The sequence below is a fragment of the Pseudoalteromonas sp. bablab_jr011 genome (genome assembly GCF_016464045.1).
GTDB classification, from domain to species: Bacteria; Pseudomonadota; Gammaproteobacteria; order Enterobacterales; family Alteromonadaceae; genus Pseudoalteromonas; species Pseudoalteromonas lipolytica.
In genome coordinates this window covers 58,410-79,550 of the sequence record NZ_JACDWU010000303.1, presented here as the reverse complement: position 1 = coordinate 79,550, position 21,141 = coordinate 58,410, and the positions used below count along the sequence as shown (strand labels likewise).

Here is a 21,141-nt window from a genome sequence, read left to right as displayed (position 1 = left end):
TCTCCATTGTATGCTAATACCTCCCCGTTTAACCATAGCTAACGCATGCCTTTTATCGATTAAAGTGCAAATAATTTCACCTCGCAGTATAAAAAACACGCAATTTAATTGCGTGTTTTTTATTAATAATCATTCACGGTCACGTTTTTGCTTTTACCGGTAATTCATTCGTGCCGTTAGTCGATTAAAAAAGCGAGGGAAAAAGCGTTTAATTGTCGGCGCTAAACCGCTGATCCCTTCACCAACGACAACCTCATCCTTTTCCGCTTCTATGGCTTTGATCATTTTCGCAGCAGCTCTGCCAACATCCATCCCATTTTCAATCGATTCTTCGGGTTTATTTTGTGGTTTACCTTGCCCATCCAACGAATTATGCGCAATGGCTGTTTTGATTGATCCGGGACAGATTGTTAAACAATTGACATTTTTATCTGCCAGTTCAGCACGCAAACAATCCATAAACCCCACAACCGCATATTTTGAGCCCGAGTAACCGGTTCTGAATTTAGAGCCAACTTTACCCGCCACACTGCTTATAGATACAACCATGCCCATACCTTGTTTAACCATCTGCGGCACGACCACTTTCGTTAATGCAATAAGGCCAAAGTAGTTCACCTCCATTAACTGGCGATACACACTGAAATCGTTTTCTAAAAACAAACTGCGCTGCGACACCCCGCCGTTATTAATTAGCACATCAATACGCTTAATACGTTCAACAACCGCAGGCATCTCTTTAAGCAGCGCCTCAGGCTCTGCTAAATCGAGTGGCACAACATGATGCATTCCGCCTAAACGTGTATTTAGCGCTTTTAATTTATCTTCATTACGGGCAGATAAAACCAAGATTGCCCCTTTTGCAGCCAATTGTTCACACAGTGCTTCACCAATACCTGATGATGCCCCCGTAACCCAAACTATTTTATCTTTTAAATTCATGTGTGTTCCTTTTCTTATTGTTATTATTGCTGTTATCACGCTTTATGTGGACCTGCATGTTGCTCAATGTAATCAGCAACATCTTTATAAAAACCAAGTATGATTAAGGCTTCTACGACAACAAATAAGGGTCCAATAACGAGGCCAATAATGTCATCAACAAAGGCGGGTTTTTTACCTTCATAGTAATGACCCATAAATTGAAATAGCCAACCCACCACAAAGCAGCCCACACTCACAGCCAGCCACATTGTTGTTGAAAGCACAACGACAGGCTGTGCAATAATGCTCAATAAAGCAAAGCACACAGCCATAATTAGCCCCATAGAAACACTGAGCATTAAGTAATACAGGCACGTAATCGCAATAACAATACTTGCCACTGTTAACGTAACGGGTTCAAGCATGATTGTTGCGCGTTGCAATAAACAAATAATGGCAAACACAATCAAGGGAATACCAATAAAATGTGTATAGATATTGCGTTTTGAACGGTGATAAAGGGCGTAATTGCTCAGCTGTTGTTTGAGAGTTTTCATTATTATTCCTGCCAAAACTGTGTTCAAAACTCAGATTAGCAGAAAATTTACCACTAAGAATGTCATCTAGCCGACATTTTAAAGTAACTACATTAAACTAGCGCATCGATGACCTTGCCTTTTTCGGCTTCTGGCTGCATATCCATGCGCTCGCGTCCTTTTTGATATTCTTCATCAAGCATGCCTTGCAACTTATTCATTTTTTCTTGCAGTGCTTTGGTATCTGCACCTTGTTGTTGCATTTGTTCCGCAAGCTTTTCTATTTGCGCTTTGATTTCATCGATTTTCTCTTTATCTACCCCTAAGCGCTGATAAACAAGAGCTTCGTTTGCTGTCTCTAAAAATGAACTTGGTTCGGGTTGTTTTCTTAATAGACTTTGTGCATCAGAAGACGTTTGAGGCATCAATTTTGATTCTGATATATCCAGTGCTCGCTCAAGTTTATTAGTGCCTGAGTAATGATAAGCTTTATATTGGTTATGAAAAGTAATAGCCACACGTAATCGTCCTTTAAACTTGTCTGAAAAGATGTAGCAATTTTAGTTCCAAGCTAACATTGAGCTAAGAGTTTATCTATATTTTCTATTTCAACTATCTGATACTTAAGACTAATAACTGACTCTGTTTGCAATGATTGTAATATTTGATTCACTGTTTGCCGTGTTAAATAAGTCATATCGGCAAGTTGTTGCTGAGAAAGTGGCAACCTAGTTTGCCCCGATGAGTGGCACAACATATACAGTCGCTTACTGACTTTTTGCTTTGCCGTAAGTAACGCATGATCTTCTAAAGAATCAAACAAACTTCTCACTTTCTCGGTTAATAACACCCCAAAGTCATGCCAGTATATCGGGTGTTCGTTCAGCAATTGAGTGAGTGCTCGTTCAGACACATGTATAAGGCGCACTGAAGTATGGGCATACACATCGTGGGTTCGTTTGCCGCCATCAAAAAGCGCCACTTCACCAAACCACATGGCACTTGTTACAAAACTAAGCACCGCTTCTTTACCTTGTTTGTTTACGCCCGATACACGTAACACCCCACTTATTACACAATACAAACCCGTATTTTCATCACCGCGCAAAAATAAGGCATCACCTGCATTACACGTGATTAATTTAGCGTTTTTAAGTAAGTGTTGCTTAAACTCTTGGCTGCGATTTTTAAACCATTTATCGTGGTTAATTATCGAAAGGTCTTGTTCATTCAATTATTTATACTTACATTGTTATGAGTGCAATTACTTATAATAAGAGGATACAGGATGTTTAACAAACTACTTTCGACCAGCTTACTGCTCAGTGCTATGTCTGCTCCTGCATTTGCCAGTGATATAGAGACAGAACTTAAATCAGCCAATAAAAGTGTCAGTGAAAAGGTCATAAAATGGCGCCGCCATCTGCATCAATATCCAGAACTGAGCAATCGTGAATTTGAAACGGCAAAGTATGTTGCTAAACACCTTCGCTCATTAGGACTAGAAGTGCAAACAGGCGTAGCTCACACCGGTGTGGTGGCCAAATTAAAAGGCGGCAAAAAAGGGCCACTTATCGCGCTTCGTGCAGATATGGATGCCCTGCCGGTTAAAGAGCAAGTTGATTTACCTTTTGCATCAACACAAACAACTGAATATAAAGGTAATACCGTGGGTGTTATGCATGCCTGTGGCCACGATAATCATGTCGCAATCTTAATGGCTGCTGCTGAGTCTTTGGTCAAAATTAAAGATAATCTCGCTGGCGATATTCTATTTGTATTCCAACCTGCAGAAGAAGGTGCACCCGATGGCGAAGAAGGGGGAGCTGAACTAATGCTAAAAGAAGGCTTATTTAAAGAAAAACCCGAAGCCATCTTTGGTTTACATGTCACCAGCTCACTAAACACAGGGCAAATTGGTTTTCGTGAAGGACCGCTAATGGCCAGCGCCGATAAGTTTACGATTACTGTAAAAGGTCGCCAAACTCATGGCTCGCGTCCTTGGAATGGGGTTGACCCCATTGTCGCGTCATCACAAATTATTATGGCAACGCAAACCATTGCATCACGCCAAGTTGATGTAACAAAAGCCCCTTCTGTTGTCTCCTTTGGTGCCATTAATGGGGGTGTACGTAATAATATAATCCCTGATCAAGTTGAAATGGTCGGTACAATTCGTACTTTTGATCAAGACATGCGTGCTGATATTAAAAAACGCTTAGCTAAAACCGCCGAAATGGTGGCTGAATCTGGTGGCGCAGAAGCGCATGTTCACATTGATCACGGTTACCCAGTCACCGTGAACGATGTTGAATTAACCAAGAAAATGACACCAACACTTGCAGGTGTTGTTGGCAAAGAAAACCTGATCACAACGCCATTAATAACAGGGGCAGAAGACTTTAGTTACTATGCCTTAGAAACACCAGGAATGTTCTTCTTTTTAGGAGTTACGCCAAAAGGTCAAGATGCCGTAACAGCGCCTAGTAACCATTCACCACACTTTTTTGCAGACGAGAAAGCATTACAATTGGGTGTCAACGCCATGACGCAATTAGTGGTTGATTACCTTAAATAGTTGATTACCTTAAATAGTTGATTACCTTAAATAGTTGATTACCTTAAATAGTTGATTACCTTAAATAGTTGATTACCTTAAATAATAATCTTGTGAAAAGAGCCGAACTAATCGGCTCTTTTTATTTAACCATGTAGATACAATCTGCCAAAGGCATTACCGCTGGGTACTTGGATTCTTGAAAGCCTAATTTTTTATAAGCTGCAATGGCCAAGGTATTGTGGGTATATACAAACAACGACACTGTATTACAGTGCAATTGCTGTTTGCCTTGCTCGCTTAATAAATTAATCAGTATTTTTGCAAGCCCTTGCCCCCGCATATTCAAAGCCACGACCAAACGTCCTAAATGACAGCATCCTTCACGTAAGTAATATTGGCCAAAAGCCAACATCTGGCCCTCATTATTTACCAGCGCGTATGAGTTCAGTTCATCAAGATTTAAATCTTGTTTAAAGCTGTGTGCATCAAATGGGAAGTTAAAAAATGGCCCAGACCAAATACGCAGGTCCGCCTCTGTGTTAAACCAACCCATTAGCTTAGTTAAATGCTCATCAGTCACGCTAACTAGCTGCATGTTTTAACCTATCGAATAAACCCGATGCTCGGGTAACTGATTTATTCATTGCCATTAGTAACACGTTTTTATCTGCCACCAGCTCAAAGGTGTTTTTTGCACGAGTGATCCCCGTGTACACAAGCTGTCTGTTGATCCCTTGGTTTGCTTGATTTATTGGCGGTAAAATCATCGCTGTATACGCAAACTCAGAGCCCTGCGATTTATGAATAGTCATGGCATACACTTTATCGTGAGCGGGTAAACGAGCTGGCGAAAAAGCACGAATGTTTTCTTGCTCATCAATAAACATTGCTTTTAGCTGACCTTGCTCATCGTGCATTAAAATACCAATATCACCATTGAACAGTTTTAACTGATAATCATTTTGGCTGATCATAATGGGCATGCCCAGGTAATGGCGCTGATACGGTGAAATAAGCCCTTGTTGTGACAGTGCTTTTTCAATTCGAAGATTAAGGCTGTTTACGCCATAATCGCCCTCTTTCACCGCTGCCAGTAATTGATAGTCAGAAAAAGCATTGTGCACTTTAGCCACCCCAGCACCTTCGCGTATCAGTGTTAAATACGCCTGATAATGCTGGGCTGCTAACTGAACAAAATGTTCAATCGGTTTGTTAATCACATTGTAATTAAGTTTAAGGTCGCTAAAGCCGCCCTCGTTCACCGTTTGCTCAACATACCCAAGTAACCCTTGGCTATTGGTATTAACAGCTTGCGCTAATTGACCTATGCCGCTTTTGCCGTCAAAACGGTAGCTTTGCTGTAAAAACGCAATACAGTCGCTTAACAAGTAACTGTCTTCACTGTGTGAAAGCACGGCGCGATTATTAAAACACACCCGATTGAGTTGCTCTGCCCGCGCTTGGCTGTAGGCAGGCATTTTTTCAAGTGTTAATCCTTGGCATAAATCGCTGAGAATACTGCCAGTATCAACTGAGGCTAATTGGTCTTTATCTCCCAGCAGAATTAACCGAGCATGACTTGGCAGCGCCTCAATTAATTTTGCCATTAACGATAAATCAACCATGGAGGCTTCATCAATGATCAACACATCTAAATGCAGTGGATTACGTTTGTTATGGCGAAATTTATTCGTGTGCGGAATCACGCCAAGTAAGCGGTGAATCGTTTGTGCCGTTTCAGGAATAAGCGGTGCGATGTCTTTTGGGATCATACTGAGTTTTTGCTTCGCTCCCAAAATTGACTCACTTAAACGAGCCGCGGCCTTACCCGTGGGTGCAACCAACTTAATTGTCAACGGTGCACTGGCATACAACGACTGCATAATAGCTAATAATTTGGTGACAGTTGTGGTTTTACCGGTGCCTGGCCCTCCGGTAATCACACTAAAGCCTTTGGTGGCGGCTATGGCACACGCTACTTTTTGCCAATTTAACGTTTTAATAGGATCTGCGGGGTCTTCACGGTGAGCTTCATCAGGGAAATACTCTGTCAAAAGCGCAGTTAACGCCGTTTCATCGATGTTTAGTGGTTTTGCTGCCAAATGACTCAAACGTGACGCTAACACAGTTTCATACTGAGCTAAGCGCGCAAAATATAACTTATTAGCAAACAGCAGCAGTGGCTTGTCATCACCCACACAAGCTGCAGCCATGAGCTGTGTTTCAGCTTGCTGCGCGTCATAGTTTTCTGAAAACGGCGAAATAATATCAGGTGCAGCAATGCTTGCCTCCGATACTGCCTGTTCTCTAATTGCAAACGGATTTTGCCAATTAATAGCGTTTAAATCTAAGCAACTATGCTGGCTTTGCTGAGCGACGGCAAGCAACAAAATAAGGTAGAACACCTCATTTTTCTGGGAGGTATCAGTGCCTATTAAAAGCTCAGCAAGTTTTACATCCACTAAGCGAATACGTTTCGTCTCTAACAAAAAGTCGAGTAAGGGCTGTGTTTTCATTTCAACCTCAGTCCCCTCTAATGCCTGTACAGGCTCCTTTAACGGTTCTTTGTGTTTGCGAGGTTGCTCTGGTTCACGTTCATCAAAGCCAAATGTCATCTGACTCATAACATTGCTCCTCGTGCAAATAAACTATCTAGCTCAAGTACTTGCTGCTTTGTAAGCTGATTAAAGTACACCCCTTGGCCATCACTCATGCCCCGTAAAAAGGTGTAATACACGCCGCCTAAATGGGTCTCTATGTCGTAATTTTTAACACGTTGTTGTAATAAGCGATGCAGTGCAACAGTGTAAATCAAATACTGTAAATGATATTGGTGACTACTCATCGCTTGCTCAAGCTGATCATGTTGATAATCAGCTGCGCTGTTGCCTAAAAAGTTCGACTTATAATCAAGAATGTAATACTTATCCTGCCAACAAAAAATTAAATCGATGAAGCCTTTTAGTAAACCTTGCACATCAGTAAAGTCGAGTTTCCCCGGTAAACCAAAATGCTTTACCAAAATTTGATTTAACTTATCACTTGAAAGCGATAATAACGGTAAATTAAACTCCATTTCGACTAAACACACTTCAGGCGAAAGCGCTGATAAACAAAGCCCTTTATCGTTTAGTGGACACTTTAAAGCGGCATTGATCCAGCTTTCGGTCATTGCCTCCCAACTATCATCAATGTGATACTTGGCAAACAGTTTTGTTATTACCTTATCAAGAGCATGGTCGTCACGCTCGTTGTCAGGTCGTTTCAATGAATAGGGATCCGTAAAGTCCAATTGCTCAAATATTTCGTGTAAACAACTGCCCGGCTTTGCACCTTTCGGGAAACTATAGGGGGTTAGTTGCACTGCTTGCTGCGCTAAAAATTCATCTTTTTCGTGATCTTCATCACTGCGCCCCAGTTCAATATGATCAGTCTGCTTTTTAAAGGTTAATGCACTAAAGCTGGTTGAACGCCAATCTCGTTCAATGTGGGTTTCGAGTGTGTTGACTTGATATGACTGCTCAGCATCTGTGCTTGTTAGGTCAAGCACAGTGACCTCATCGGGTTGCGTAAAAGCTTCAAAATGCATATGCGCCGACTGAGCACAAAAATCGCTTAATAACCTGTGCCACTCATCAGCCGATTTAATTTCTTCCCCTGCAAACAGTACATGACCAATACTGGTACTTTGTATACCAGGGCGATTACTGCGCCCTTGTGCAATGTTATACACACCGACTGAGCAAAAATGTATAGCACGGGTCAACGCCACATACAATAAACGCAAGTCTTCAGCTAAGCGTTCTTGCTCTGCTTTTTGTAAGGCCTCATCACTGTTAGCAAGGTCGTAAATCAGTTTTCCGTTATGATGATAAAGCGCTTCTTTGGTTTCACGGTAGCCACAAGCAAACGGCATAAACACTATCGGATATTCCAAGCCCTTTGAAGCATGCATCGTGACGATTTTTACTAAATTGGCATCGCTTTCAAGACGAACTTGCACCGCTTCACCCTCTTGTTGGCTGACCTTTTGCGCAAACCAGCGCAATAATCGGTGAGTGCCTTCTAGTTCAATTTGCTTTTGCTGCAAGATTTCACCTAAATGGCGAAAATCTGTCAGCCAACGTTCCACGTTATAACCAAGCCCCTGCCAGCGTGCAGCGAGTTGGTTGTGGCTCAGTAAGCGCTCAAGCATCGCCATCGCACCTTGCTTATGCCAAATATGTGAAAGCTGAGCGAAAAAGTTTAAATGTTCTTGCCATTCGCTTTCGTTTTCATGTAACGCATAAATACGGTTATAGCTTAAGCAAAACAAGGGTCCTGCCAGTACGCCGCGCAATAATGATTCATCGTACTGACCATGAAGCGCTGTTAAAAAGTTTAATAAATGATGACTAAGCTCTTGCTGAAACACGCTATCGCGAGACAAATACACGCTGGCAATGGCTGCCTCACTCAACGCCGACTTCATCAGTTGTGCTTCGTTTCTATCTCGCACTAATACACAAATATCGGCAGCGGTGACCGCTTTGCCAGCAATTGTGGCTTCACCTGAATGCGCCTGCTTAAGTAAGCGTGTGATTTTTTGCGTGTAGTGCTGGGCAAGCGCCTGCTGGGCAACCCCTTTGCTGGTTGGCTTATTATTAGCCTGAGCGTATTCATCAACAAACACTGAAAACTCAAATGCATCGGTGGTTTCGCCATTGATTAAAAACGCTTTGTTTTCAGGCTTCCCCTTTGCATGAACTGCTTGAAACGGAATCGCATCGTTATAAATAAAGCTATTAGCGTTTTTAGAAAAAATGCGATTTACACTCTCGACCACCCCTTCACTTGAGCGAAAGTTAGTGTCTAATGTGTATTGTTTTTGCGCAACAACCGCCTTTTTGGCACCAATATAGGTAAAAATATCTGCACCACGAAAACCATAAATAGCCTGCTTTGGGTCGCCTATCATAGCGAGTGTGGTATTTTTGGCGTTATAAATGCGGCTAAAAATACCGTATTGCACTGGGTCGGTATCTTGGAATTCGTCTATCATGGCAACAGGAAATAAGGCCGCTATTTTTTCGCTTAGCACGTCTCCTTGGTCGCTACAAAGTGCCTGATGCAAGTTAGTTAGCAAATCATCAGGGGTGATAACCCCTTGCTCCTGCTTACGTTTTATAAGTGCATTCGCAACCCATTTTGTTGCATATTGCACTATCGCAATATTCAAGCCGTTATTAATAAGGCTACTCAGTTTGGCCATTTCATCAAACTGTGCCGTCATTGCGTGACTAAGCAAACTGCCGTTTTTCTTATAATTCGCAGGGTCGCTTAAATTCTCTGTGCTCCAAACTTCAAACGAATACTTGCTGGTGCCAAATACAAAAAAGGTGTCGTCATTGTTTAGATATTCTTCAAGCGCTGCAAGGCTGTTTTTGCGGCCTGGCGTTTTAGAACCACTCAGATCAGACGCTTTTACAGCATTGATAAATTCACTGTCACGGCATGCCTTTTTAAAAGCAGGTACTTTTGCGACAAAGTTATCGCGTGCTTGCCATATTTCATCAAGGTTGTATTCAGGGGTAATAATCGCCCCTTGTTTGCTGAGCAAGCTGACCACGTGCGAATACATCGACGCTGGCACCGGGAAAATATCAGTAATCGCTTCTGTGCGCGCTTTTGACTGTGGGTATACAAAGGCACGCCAAAAATCATTGAGTGTTTCTTGAATGAGCTCTCGCTCATCTAAAATAAATTCTAAGTTAAACGCGACACCTGACTCAAACGCGTGCTGTTTGAGCATGCGCTGACAAAAGCCATGAATAGTAAAAATAGCCGCTTCGTCCATTGATTTGGCCGCAGCGTCGAGTAAATCAAATGCCGCGTGTTTGTCATTAACTTCATTGATAATTTGACTAATTAATTCATCTTCAGGATTTTTGCCCAGCAGTGCATCTCTGGCATTGATTATACGTGCGCGCACGCGGTCTTTTATTTCTTGGGTAGCCGCCTCAGTAAAAGTAACAACCAATATTTGTTCAACACTGAGCGGGGTATTTAAAAGCGCAGTGCCGTCTTCGTGCGTCGCTTTTTGTAAGCCCAATAAATAACGTAAATACAACCCCGTTATAGTGTACGTTTTACCTGTACCGGCACTGGCTTCAATCAGGCTTTGCCCACAAAGCTCCATGCTAATAGGATTAAGCGTTTGCATGGTCAGCCTCCTGCGCTAATTCAACCAGCGGCGATAAAAGCAGCTCACTCCAATGAATAAACTCGTCTTCGCAGTCTTTTAGATTCCGAATGGTTAGGCGAATATAGGGGTTTTCTCCTTCACCTACACCGATATATTGCGGGGCAAATTTATTATTCGCTTTTGCCATGTCTTTATTTGTTTTAATGTACTCGTAGCCACTTACTGGAAAAAATGCCACTGGCCGTGTAAGTAATGCTTTATAGAGCATAAACCAATCGTTCAAATAACCACGTGCATCGTCTTGTGAAAGCGCTGAAAAACTAATTTGTTTATCTAAACCAAGTATTAAGGTTTCAACATGTTGGCCCATGATCTGTGCAGCTAAATGCTGAATAAAGCCCTTAATCACGTCTTTGGCTTTAATGCTTGCGGTACGATAAAACACCTGTTTTTGCCCGTAAATGTGGTTAAGCCAGCCCTCTAAGGTGGTATTTTCAAGAGTTATTTTGACTTCAATTGGCAGCAACTCATCATCTTGAATATGGGCTTTCACCTGCCCTGCTAACGCATCAACACGGTGCTGCATACTTTCAAACACCAAATCGCCAACATGCGCTTGGGGCAACTCGCCGCGTTGCATGATTTGCGCTTTATTAATTGGTGTTTCTAGAATACTGGCTTCTAAAATTTCATCTAAGTAGAAATAGCGACGCAGTGCATCAAGGCTAAATGGCTCTTCATCTTTCGCAATATCATTAAATTGCGGCAACCTTAAGCCCAAACTCTGCTGATAAAAGCTTTCGTGCGGCTGACACACACTGCGAATAAACTGGTTTAGCTCAACAATTTGCTCGGGTGATACACACAGGTCTTGCTGTGGCTCTGGCGTAATACTTTGAGCGGGTATCCACACCGGGTTATAGCTGTGCAATTGCGTTACCGCAGGCTGCTTAGCCTTAAGATAATAGGCAGGATTAAACGGTTGCAAGTGCTGATAATTAATCAGCGCCTCGGGCAGTGCTGCGTGACAGTCTTTTTCATCGTCAAATTTAAAGCTACGGGCGATGTATTCTAACAGCTCACTGACGAGTGTTGAGGGCATTCTTGGTTGGTTATCAAAACACGAGCGCCCAATATAACTGATATATAAGTTTTCACGGGCGCTTAAAATGGCTTCTAAAAACAGATACCTGTCATCTAGTTTACGCGAACGGTCGCCTTTTTGGCGTTTTGAATACGGTACTAAGTCAAAACCAATGGGCTGCACGGTACGAGGGTAATCAGCATCGTTCAGACCCAGCATACACACCACTTTAAAGGGCACGGCACGCATTGGCATCAGCGTACAAAAGTTCACTTGCCCAACTAAAAAGCGCTGTCCTACGCCTTTCTCTTGAATACCTTGCTTCACTAAATAGCTAACAATACGCTGCGAAACATCCCCTTGGTAATCACCGTTTTCGTAATGCTTAATGAGCGTATCAAGCACTTTTTGCAGTACCAGTAAATCCCAGCTTTGCTCGCCCTCATCACTGTAAATTTCGCCAAGCAGGGCTTTTAAAATCGCGGCTTTTTCGTTTAATGGTGCATCATCGTGTAGTTTTTCTTTATAACGAGCCAATACATCAATAAATTCAATTAATTTATTAAGGGTATTTAACGCCATGCCTTCGACTTCATCGGCACTGTAAATTCCCGAAAATGGCAGGTGTTCATCACGTTGTGCCACCCCTAGCAGTAACCGGTTTAACCCATGCTGCCAGGTATTTAAATCAATAGCAGGAAGACCAAAACTGTCTTTATGCGCGGCATCTAAACCCCATTTAACACCCACTCGCTCAAGCCAAAAGCCAATTTGTTCGTATTCATGAGCCTCTAAGTTAAACTTTTCGGCGATTTGTGTGACTTGCAGTAAATCAAGAATGTCAGACACACCAAACCGTGAGTAAGGTAAATCGGCCAAACTTGCAAATGAACTCAGTACAGGCTTTTCTTGTTCAATGGCTAAATTGGCTAACGCATAAGGAATAAAACGACGACCTTCTGCACCACCAAAAACGGCCTCGATATACGGGCTGTAAGTGCCAACATCGGGCATCATCACAATAATATCTTTCGGCGTTAAGTGTGGGTTTTGGTTAAACAAATTTAATAAGTAATCATGAAGCCGCTCTACTTCACGCAGTGGCGTGTGACAGTCACTGAGCACAATACTGGTATCGCCTGCTTTAATTGGCAGTTTACCTTCATCGTTAATAAACCATTCTTTATCGGGTGTAAGCGATTCGCCTTTAAACGCTAATTGATAAATCTCAGCGTGAATTTGCGATAATAAAGTGTCATCAAATTCATTCTCAAAACCATCTAACCACTGCGCGTCTAGCTGCAATAATTGCTCAAAGTAATCTCGGCCTAATTTCCCCCACGACGATAGCAGCGGATTGCCAATAAAAAAGTACTCATGGTCGGGATTTTTTGCATGGTCTTCAAGCGCATCTAGGTGCGGACGTTTGGCATATTTTGCAGCAATTTTAGCAGCCGTTTTTTCATCTAAAGTGTCACCCCAATAGTGCTCGCTTGGGTTGAAGAAAAACAGAAACACCTGCGTTTTTTTCGCAATGGCTTGGAACACTTCAAGCTGACTACTGGCAATCGCCGAAATACCAAATAAGCTAATACGCTCGGGTAATAAGCTGCTATCCATCGTTTCAAGCGCAGCGAGTAATTGGTCTTGCATATTGGCACGATGATAATGGCTTTGGCCAAGTTGTTTACTGTGCGCCACCAGCCTACGCCAAAGATCAGGCTGCCAAGGTGCTATGCCTATATCAACATCATCAAGTTGATCTGTGCCCTGCTCCCACGTGGCAATCCAATGTGGACGATACATTAGGTATTGGTCATACACATCGGCGATTTTTTCACATAATGCGAAGGTCTTTTGGCCATCAGTATCGCCATCTAAATACGTTTTTAGAGGTAAATACAACGGCTCATCAATACAATCAGGCAGAATAGCAAACAGCTTCCACGCAAGGTTTGCTTTATTATAGGGAGATTCACTGGGCACATCGGGCAATAGTTGCTGATACAGCTGCCAAATAAAACTAGATGGCAGTGGAAAATCAACCTGTGCGGCAATGCCTAAATGTTCACTTAAGCCTATTTTTAGCCACTGCGACATACCGGGTGACTGCACAAGCACAATTTCTTTTTTGAATGGACTCGTTAACGGATTAACTTTAAGAAGAGCGTGAAACCGCGCTTGCAGTGCTTCCATGCGATTTGATTGAATTATATTCAGCACTTTACACTGTCCTTGCTTGAAACTAACTAATTGACACAGTGTAAGATATTTTAATTAGATGGGATAGGTATAAGAGTCACCTAAGTACGCTCTTAGGTGACAATTTAAGCGATCTGCAGATTAGATAAGTTCTGCCAGCATTTCTTCGCTGTAAGGTGTTAATGCTTCACCATGGGTAACTTTACTAATGTAATCTGGGTTTGCGATAAAGGGGCGTCCAATCGCGATTAAGTCAAATTGGTTGTTATCAATTGCCTGATTAGCTGACTCAAACGTATAACTACCTACACCCACTAATGTACCTTTATATGCACTGCGTAAGTATTCAGATGTCGTTTTATTTTCAAGGCTTGCAAAACGCATGCTGTCATCAAAAATACCCGCATGAAGATAGGCAAGATTGCGACTTTCAAGCGCTGTTAATAAATAATCAAACACGGCCTTATCGCGGTTATCTTCACTCATATTAAAATATGCACCCGGAGATAAACGTAATGCTGTTTTATCTGCGCCAATAGCTGCGATTACAGCATCTACCACCTCTAAGGCGAAACGTGACATATTTTCTGGTGTTTGACCGTATTGGTCATCGCGTTGGTTGGCAGCAAAGTGTAAGAATTGATCAATTAAATACCCATTTGCACCATGGATTTCAACCCCGTCAAAGCCCGCTTCTATAGCGTTTTCAGCCGCTTTAGCGTAATCAGCAATTAAACCTTGAATGTCTTCAATGGTTGCTGCTTTTGGTGTCACGTAAGTTAATTCACGCATGCGTGGCACAGACCCTTCTACACCGATTGCCGAAGGAGCAAGTACATCACCACCAAAAAAATGTGGGTGAGCCACACGCCCTACATGCCAAAGCTGAGCAAACATTTTGCCGCCTTTCGCATGCACTGCATCGGTGACTTTTTTCCAGCCTTGAATCTGTTCGCTGGTAAATAGCCCTGGGGTATTTGGGTAACCCTGTGCATCAGGGCGAATAATTGTCGCTTCACTAATGATTAAACCGGCATCGGCACGGCGTGCATAGTAGTCAACCATTGCTTGAGTGGGGACTAAATCATCATCACTCATACAGCGCGTAAGCGGCGCCATTAATACACGGTTTTGCAGTTCAATTGTGTCGTTTAACCTAAAGGGAGTTAATAAATCAGTAGCCATAAATGTCTCAATTATTTTTGAATGTACATTCAAGATAGGGATTCTTGAATCATTATTCAAGGCTATTTTTGAATATTTGTTCAAGATTAAGTAGACTGCAAATAATGACCTCAAAAAGTTGATGTAATGAGAACTGCTGAATTTGATAATGACTATGTGTTAAGACAAGCCATGCTAGCCTTCATGGAGTTTGGGTATGCTAAAACCAGCATGCAAAAACTAACGCACGTTACTGGCCTTCACCCCGGTTCGCTGTATGGCGCCTTTGGCAATAAAAAAGCGATATTTTTAAGAGCTATAGAACAATATCAAAAAGATCGTAATCAACAGTTCACAGCGTTATTTCATAATAAACAGCCTATTTTAGAAACACTTAAAAATTATCTGACCCTCATTGTTGATGAGTGTATCAAAGGCGAAGTAGCAAAAGTGTGCTTACTCACCAAGAGTATTTCAGAGGTAGAAGGCAACGATCCGCAAATTTGCAGCGTGCTACGTGGCAACTTAAATGCCTACGAAAATACGCTTGCCGAACAAATTCAAAAAGCCCTTGATAACAACGAATTTAAAAGCAGTAAAACCGCGCAGCAATTAGCGCGCTTTTTAGTTATGGGTATTTATGGTATCCGTACTTATGCGCTCACTAATAGCGATCCAAAAGCGCTACAGCTGCTTGCCGATGATTTATATTGTGCCCTTCTTAATTAACTCACGGCATTCGCACTATTAATAACTACTATGTCGCCACGCCAATAGCGAATAGTTATCTTACAAAAAAGCAAATCAATTTAGGAGACCTCTTTTCTCTTATTACACATACACATAAAGCAACTGAGCCTGGAAAATATATATTTACAATCACAGCAAGTAACCATGACTTCATTGAACAGCTCAGTGTTAAATTAACTGTCCTACCCCATAATCCCACTTTGTAGGTTTACTCATCCCGATAAATTGACCCTTCCTAACGACCCAACTCACAGCGTTATCAGCACGATTACTGTTGTAGCAAAAGTGCACGTGTACCCTGCTTATGTCACTGTTAATATTAATTCTTCGTGGATAAATGATTTATCTTTTGCATTGGTGCCACCTTCCAGTGAACGATTTCAGTTACTTAAATCTAAATCGATAAGTGCAAAATCAACACACACCGAACCAACAACTATCTAATTTATAAACAACGAATGCACCAATGGCTGGCCGCTTACATTAATAGCCGTGAAGGCGCATTAACCACCATTCATTGCACAGAGATAATCGCTTTATTACTTGTCATATTAATTTATCACCTTATGATTAAGATAATGCTGTGTATAACTAAAAAGAGTGAGCCTGTCATGAATAATGCAACTGCAAAACGTGTTGAAACAGAATTAGACGAAATCCTTGCCCTTGGTACAAAAAAACGACTCGCTTATATGTTTGAAATGGTTCACGAATTTAAACAGATTTGGATCCTTAATGATGAGCACGGCTGTGTAATGCTTACCAATGAAGACGATGACTGCGTACCCGTTTGGCCTAGCCGTGAGTTTGCACAAAGTTGGGCAACCGGAGAGTGGCAAGATTGCGAGCCCAAAGCGATACCCGTCAAAGATTGGTTGAGCCGCTGGACGCCAGGTCTTGAACAAGATGACTTACTGATTGCCGTTTTTCCAACTGAACAAGATGACGGTACTATTTTATTCCCTGACGAATTTGACTCGCAACTAAGAGTGCCAAAAAGACGCTTTTAAATCATGCTTATAACTTAACAAAGGGAGCAATAGCTCCCTTTGTTATGCGGCATTTACCGATAGGCTATGATACCAATCCGTAAAATACCTAATCCTGCAAATTTAACAAAAATTATTGACTACTTTGCTAAATGCTCTAAATATAATTCTAATTTTTGTGATTCGTTTAATGTTTTTAACACCGCTTCTTGTTGTGCAAACCAGCTATCGGCAATACCGTCGTTATTTTTATCTTGAACAACAGCAACATCTTTAAATTGAGCTTCATACGCTTGCCAGCTAGGAATAACATCAAGTTCATGATTAATTAACCCATCCCCTGTTACGGGACGCTTGTCATTAAGTTGGTCATAAACTAACTGATCAACGCTGTCTATGAACACGCCATTTGCATTTCTATTCGCTCCCGCTAACTGATTTTGTGCGATGTCATAAAACACCTGCTTCGCATTCTTTGCTTTAAAATCAGACTCTTTCTCAACTATAATTTTTTTATCACTCAACCAAGGGCTGTATGCTTGGCTGGCGATACGTTTCCCTTCTTTTTTATTTCTATAATTGACAGCTAACCAGTTTTTATCATCAAACTCTGGGTACCCTTCTAGAATATTTCCAGCGATATAAGCTTGGTTTTTGCTAATGAATGGGGAGAACCAAATATCCGCAAATTGAATGCGCTTGCTCGCTTTACCCGGTTTGTAATAATTCGCTATCAGATTAAATCGCCCATTCTCAGAGCCATACACATTATTGTGTCCCCAATTAAAAATAATATTATTACTAACTTCGATAAATTCATCTGTGTAAGGGTAAGGAGATTTTAGTCTGTGTCCATTTATACGGGGAGTTCTACTTGCATGATTTGCTATTATATTATTAATAAAAGAGGCATTAGCTCCTCCCCAAATACCACCATAACCATGCTTTCCTTTAGGATGAATAGAGTCGTTTAAGCTATATGAAATAATAGAGTTTTGTAATGTGAAATTACGATTATTGTAAAAGCTACCCGTTTCATCAACAGACCAGCTTAATGAACAATGATCTATAATAACATTGTTAGAATTGCGCACAGTTAGTGCGTCTTCTACCACCTTAAATGTCCCTAATCGAAAACGAATAAACCGAATAATCACATCCTCTGCATTTGAGACAGTAAATGGCGCACCTGAAATGGTAATGCCTCCCGCAGAGGTTTGCCCTGCTAGCGTAATTCGACCGTGGTTTACTTTTAATTCTTTTGACAGCTTAATCACCCCAGACACAGCAAATGTAATAACGCGAGGATGCTTTTGATTAATTGCGTAACGTAAGGTTCCGGGCTCATCTTTGTCTTCGAGGCTCGTTACAATATACAATTTCCCCTCTGCGCCACCTCGAGAGAATTTACCAAACCCTTCAGCACCATCAAAGGCAATAGACCTAGGCGTTAACGACTGACCCATACTATTTGCACTAAATAGTGACACACTCAATGCACCAAACAGTAGCAATAGGACATTTCGACGAAACCGGTATTGTTCACTTTTCATTCAAACCCACCTTTTTGTACCTTATAGAAAAAAACCAGCCTTTATGCTGATTAAAAAATTGACAGTTTAATTAATGCGGTGTTAACTTTATGTTATCCTCATTTGCCACCGGTGGCAAATGGATTTTTAAAAAGAAAATAGAACACAATAAAAGCCTTTTAAAAAGGAACAACAATGAAAACGATAAAACTCAGCGGTATTGCAGCAGCACTTTTGGTTGCCCTGCCCGTCTATGCACAAGACGCACAGACAACCAAATCCGTACCGCAAACAGCGTCTAGTAGTAATGAAAAAACAGCGATAAAGAAAGCCCAAGATGAAGATGATGACATTGAGATCATCGCTGTAACAGGCATTTATCAGGCTGATTTAAAAGCCCGAGCAATGGAACGTGAAAGCAAAGCATTTAGCTCTGTGATTGCTACAGATGATTTAGGTAACTTAGTTGACCAAAATGTCGCTGAGTCTCTACGTCGTGTTCCCGGTGTCACCTTAGAAAGAAGCGAAGGCGAAGGTAAATATGTAGCAGTACGTGGTCTTGGTCCCAAATTTGTGTCGGTAAATATGAATGGCGCGGAACTTTCTGGTGCAGGTGATGACCGAAAAGTCGGCCTTGATGGCATAACGGGTGACTCTCTTGGTGCAATTGAGGTGTTTAAAACGCTCACACCTGATATGAACTTAAACTCAATCGGTGGCGCAGTAAACGTAAAAGCTATTTCGGCTTATGACCGTGGTGACAATACACTGAAAATAAAACTTCAAGATTCTTACAATGAAATGAGAGAGGCACATTCACCGAAGTTTAGTATTGATGGTACACAGTTGTTATTTGATGACAAAGTTGGTATTGGCTTTGCGGCCAGCTATGAAGACAGACAAACACAAGTCGATGAAGTACGTCATCACAGCTCTCGTGATATGAACTTTTTAAAAGGGGGTATTGGTCTCTCTGAAACAGAATTAGCAAATGCAGAAGAAATTTTAATCCCTGCACAGCTCGAAAACCGTCGCGAAATAGCGGATCGTAAACGTACCAATGCCACACTTAATGTCGAATTCAAACCAAATGAAGACAGCTTTTACTATATTCGTGGTAATTATTCAAAATACACCGACGACGATATCGCTCAACGTGAATTTTATAACTTTTATAATGGCGATCAAGAAGACGAAGTTATTTATGTTAACCCACAAACTAAGGAGTTTGCACTTTCAGATATTGATGTTTACAACCAGTATTTTATTCAAGAAGGTGAAACTGTAACCACCAACTATAGCTTTGGTGGTGAAAACTACTTTGCTGAGTCGTGGCGCGTAGATTACGAATATGCTTACTCTAAAACAGACGATGAATCAGTGGGCGATCGTCGTGTGCAATTCCGCGAACGAGAAAATATCGTTTATGGCAAGGCTGGCCGTGATTTTATTACTGCGAAAGTATTAACGCCTTCTGAAGCTGCGGCTCTTGGTGGTTTTGAGCTTGACCCAGACAATGATGTTTTTGCTGGTGAGGCCGACGGTGATTTAAGCGATCTTTCTAATATGCAATACGATAACCTATTCATGGAAGACAGCACCCGCACAGACGAAATCACAAGCTTTAAACTTAACTTTCAAAAGGAGTTTGATAGTCAGTTTTTAAATTCTATAAAGTTTGGAGGCACCTACAACGAACGTGAACACTACAGAGATAAAGATCGTTGGAGTTATACGGTAAATGCTGATGATTGCGATGGTAATGAAACCTGTATCGCTGTTGCTAACTCTAATATTACCGATTATGACTATAGTGTGCCCGCTGGTGATTTATTCACCTACCCTTTAGTGTCCGCGCAGGATGTTGAGTACATGGTTGATTCAACAAAAATCACGCGCGAAAATGCCACCGGTGGCGAAGCGTCAATCGACAGCACTAAAGAAGACTATATACTCACCGAGGACACGTATGCCGCTTATGTTATGGCAGAACTGCAGTTATCAGAAAAAGTAAGCGTAATAACGGGTGTGCGTTATGCGCATACCGAGTTTTCGTCGACTGGTTTTATGTCACTTGAAAATGACGATTGGTCATTTGGTGGTGAGCATACCTTAGATATTGCAGTTCCGTTACCTGAATCATCAATAACTTACAGTGAATACTTCCCTAGTATGCATCTTCGTTATGAACCAAATGAAACGATGTTAGTTAGAACCTCTTTATGGACCAGCTACACTCGCCCTTCGTTTAAACAAGCACGAGGATATGCACGGTTTGATGATGATATCAGTTTATGCGACCCCACAACCAATACATGTTATAGCGAACCCGATGGGCAAAGTGCATTAGAATTACAAAACTATATTTTGGGGCCCGACAATGCACTTCAAGTTGGTAACCCAAATCTTGTCGCAATGACATCAGACAACTTTGACGCCTCATTTGGTTGGTATCCTTCCAAAGAATTATTCGTTGAAGTAGCCGTTTTCTATAAAAATATTGATAACTTCATTGTTGATGTCAGTGGTATTCAAATGGGGTTAGATGAGCTACCTCTTACATTACCTGTTGATCATGTTTCTGACTTCGCGATTCCACAAGACTTAGTCATAAATCAAGTTGATATCACCTTAAACGGTGATAAAGCAACCGTGTATGGTATGGAGCTCAGTTATAACCAGTTTTTTGAAAACGGCTTATTTTGGCAAAGTAATATGACCGTCGTCAGTAGTGAGTCAAAACTCGATGACACCATACGCTATGAAAAAATGCCGTTACCAGGCCAAGCAGATATTACCGCTAATATTGCGCTGGGTTGGGAGAATAAAACAGCGTCACTTAGGCTAATCAGTAATTATCGTTCCGATATTTTAGAGCAAGTAGGCTCTTGCCCTATTTCAGCAGACAAAAATGATGCTAAAGCATGTAAAACATGGGCTGATATCTACCAAGATGACATATTAACCTTTGACATAAAAGCGACTTACGACTTCAACGAACACCTTTCATTCTACTTTGATGCAATCAATATCACCGACGAGTCAGACCTTCGTTATTTCACCGGTAATGATCAGTCTGGCGGCGAGATTTTGTATCAACGAGAAGATTATGGTCGGACATATCAACTAGGAATGAATTATAAGTTCTACTAATAATTCAACTACTTAAAACAAAAATAATCACTGAACACACGCGTTTGTGTTGCTAAACGCGTT

The 21,141-nt window shown here is 41.5% G+C and carries 14 protein-coding genes; 4 read left to right on the top strand and 10 right to left on the bottom strand.

Annotated features, from left to right (window positions below):
- Nucleotides 1–153 precede the first annotated feature (153 nt).
- From JIG41_RS19310 to JIG41_RS19295, 4 genes are all read right to left on the bottom strand, one after another.
- Entirely contained in the window at nt 154–942 is a 789-nt protein-coding gene (locus tag JIG41_RS19310) for an SDR family oxidoreductase (RefSeq protein ID WP_065978510.1), read from the bottom strand.
- A 35-nt stretch (nt 943–977) separates the two neighbouring features.
- Nucleotides 978–1,481 (bottom strand): DUF962 domain-containing protein, encoded by a 504-nt coding sequence (locus JIG41_RS19305; protein ID WP_075593475.1) that lies wholly within the window; start codon nt 1,479–1,481, stop codon nt 978–980.
- A 92-nt stretch (nt 1,482–1,573) separates the two neighbouring features.
- A complete protein-coding gene (locus tag JIG41_RS19300) occupies nt 1,574–1,978 on the bottom strand; it encodes a hypothetical protein (protein WP_118844382.1) in 405 nt (134 codons plus the stop codon).
- A 53-nt stretch (nt 1,979–2,031) separates the two neighbouring features.
- Entirely contained in the window at nt 2,032–2,694 is a 663-nt protein-coding gene (locus JIG41_RS19295) for a Crp/Fnr family transcriptional regulator (RefSeq protein WP_036967820.1), read from the bottom strand.
- Nucleotides 2,695–2,748: 54 nt separating this feature from the next.
- Between JIG41_RS19295 and JIG41_RS19290 the strand changes: the two genes are divergently transcribed.
- The gene (locus tag JIG41_RS19290; RefSeq protein WP_036967817.1) at nt 2,749–4,038 is read left to right on the top strand and encodes an amidohydrolase; all 1,290 of its coding nucleotides are present in this window, start codon (nt 2,749–2,751) and stop codon (nt 4,036–4,038) included.
- A 121-nt stretch (nt 4,039–4,159) separates the two neighbouring features.
- On the opposite strand, the gene JIG41_RS19285 is transcribed toward JIG41_RS19290, so the two are convergent.
- From JIG41_RS19285 to JIG41_RS19265, 5 genes are all read right to left on the bottom strand, one after another.
- Nucleotides 4,160–4,615: an N-acetyltransferase gene (locus tag JIG41_RS19285; protein WP_199525304.1), complete on the bottom strand. Its 456-nt coding sequence runs from the start codon at nt 4,613–4,615 to the stop codon at nt 4,160–4,162.
- Nucleotides 4,602–6,635, bottom strand: coding sequence for an exodeoxyribonuclease V subunit alpha (gene recD / locus JIG41_RS19280; protein WP_083633640.1), 2,034 nt, complete (start codon nt 6,633–6,635; stop codon nt 4,602–4,604). Before recD ends, JIG41_RS19285 begins: the two co-directional genes overlap by 14 nt.
- Nucleotides 6,636–6,640: 5 nt before the next feature.
- Nucleotides 6,641–10,222, bottom strand: coding sequence for an exodeoxyribonuclease V subunit beta (gene recB, locus JIG41_RS19275; RefSeq protein WP_199525303.1), 3,582 nt, complete (start codon nt 10,220–10,222; stop codon nt 6,641–6,643).
- On the bottom strand, nt 10,209–13,511 hold the full coding sequence (gene recC, locus JIG41_RS19270) for an exodeoxyribonuclease V subunit gamma (RefSeq protein WP_199525302.1): 3,303 nt from the start codon (nt 13,509–13,511) through the stop codon (nt 10,209–10,211). The genes recB and recC overlap by 14 nt, the downstream gene beginning before the upstream one ends.
- 120 nt (nt 13,512–13,631) lie before the next feature.
- On the bottom strand, nt 13,632–14,675 hold the full coding sequence (locus JIG41_RS19265; protein WP_065978515.1) for an alkene reductase: 1,044 nt from the start codon (nt 14,673–14,675) through the stop codon (nt 13,632–13,634).
- A 126-nt stretch (nt 14,676–14,801) separates the two neighbouring features.
- Here JIG41_RS19265 and JIG41_RS19260 point away from each other — a divergent pair, with 126 nt between their 5' ends.
- Both JIG41_RS19260 and JIG41_RS19255 read left to right on the top strand, forming a co-directional pair.
- Nucleotides 14,802–15,383, top strand: coding sequence for a TetR/AcrR family transcriptional regulator (locus tag JIG41_RS19260; protein WP_036967802.1), 582 nt, complete (start codon nt 14,802–14,804; stop codon nt 15,381–15,383).
- 632 nt (nt 15,384–16,015) lie between these two features.
- Complete coding sequence (locus tag JIG41_RS19255) at nt 16,016–16,414, top strand: DUF2750 domain-containing protein (RefSeq protein WP_074989413.1); 399 nt, start codon at nt 16,016–16,018, stop codon at nt 16,412–16,414.
- 119 nt (nt 16,415–16,533) lie between these two features.
- On the opposite strand, the gene JIG41_RS19250 is transcribed toward JIG41_RS19255, so the two are convergent.
- Nucleotides 16,534–17,946 carry a polysaccharide lyase family 1 protein gene (locus JIG41_RS19250; RefSeq protein WP_199525301.1) on the bottom strand — a complete coding sequence of 471 codons (1,413 nt, stop codon included), beginning with the start codon at nt 17,944–17,946 and terminating at the stop codon, nt 16,534–16,536.
- Between the two features lie 174 nt (nt 17,947–18,120).
- Between JIG41_RS19250 and JIG41_RS19245 the strand changes: the two genes are divergently transcribed.
- Nucleotides 18,121–21,078: a TonB-dependent receptor gene (locus JIG41_RS19245; RefSeq protein ID WP_199525300.1), complete on the top strand. Its 2,958-nt coding sequence runs from the start codon at nt 18,121–18,123 to the stop codon at nt 21,076–21,078.
- The last annotated feature ends 63 nt before the right edge of the window (nt 21,079–21,141 follow it).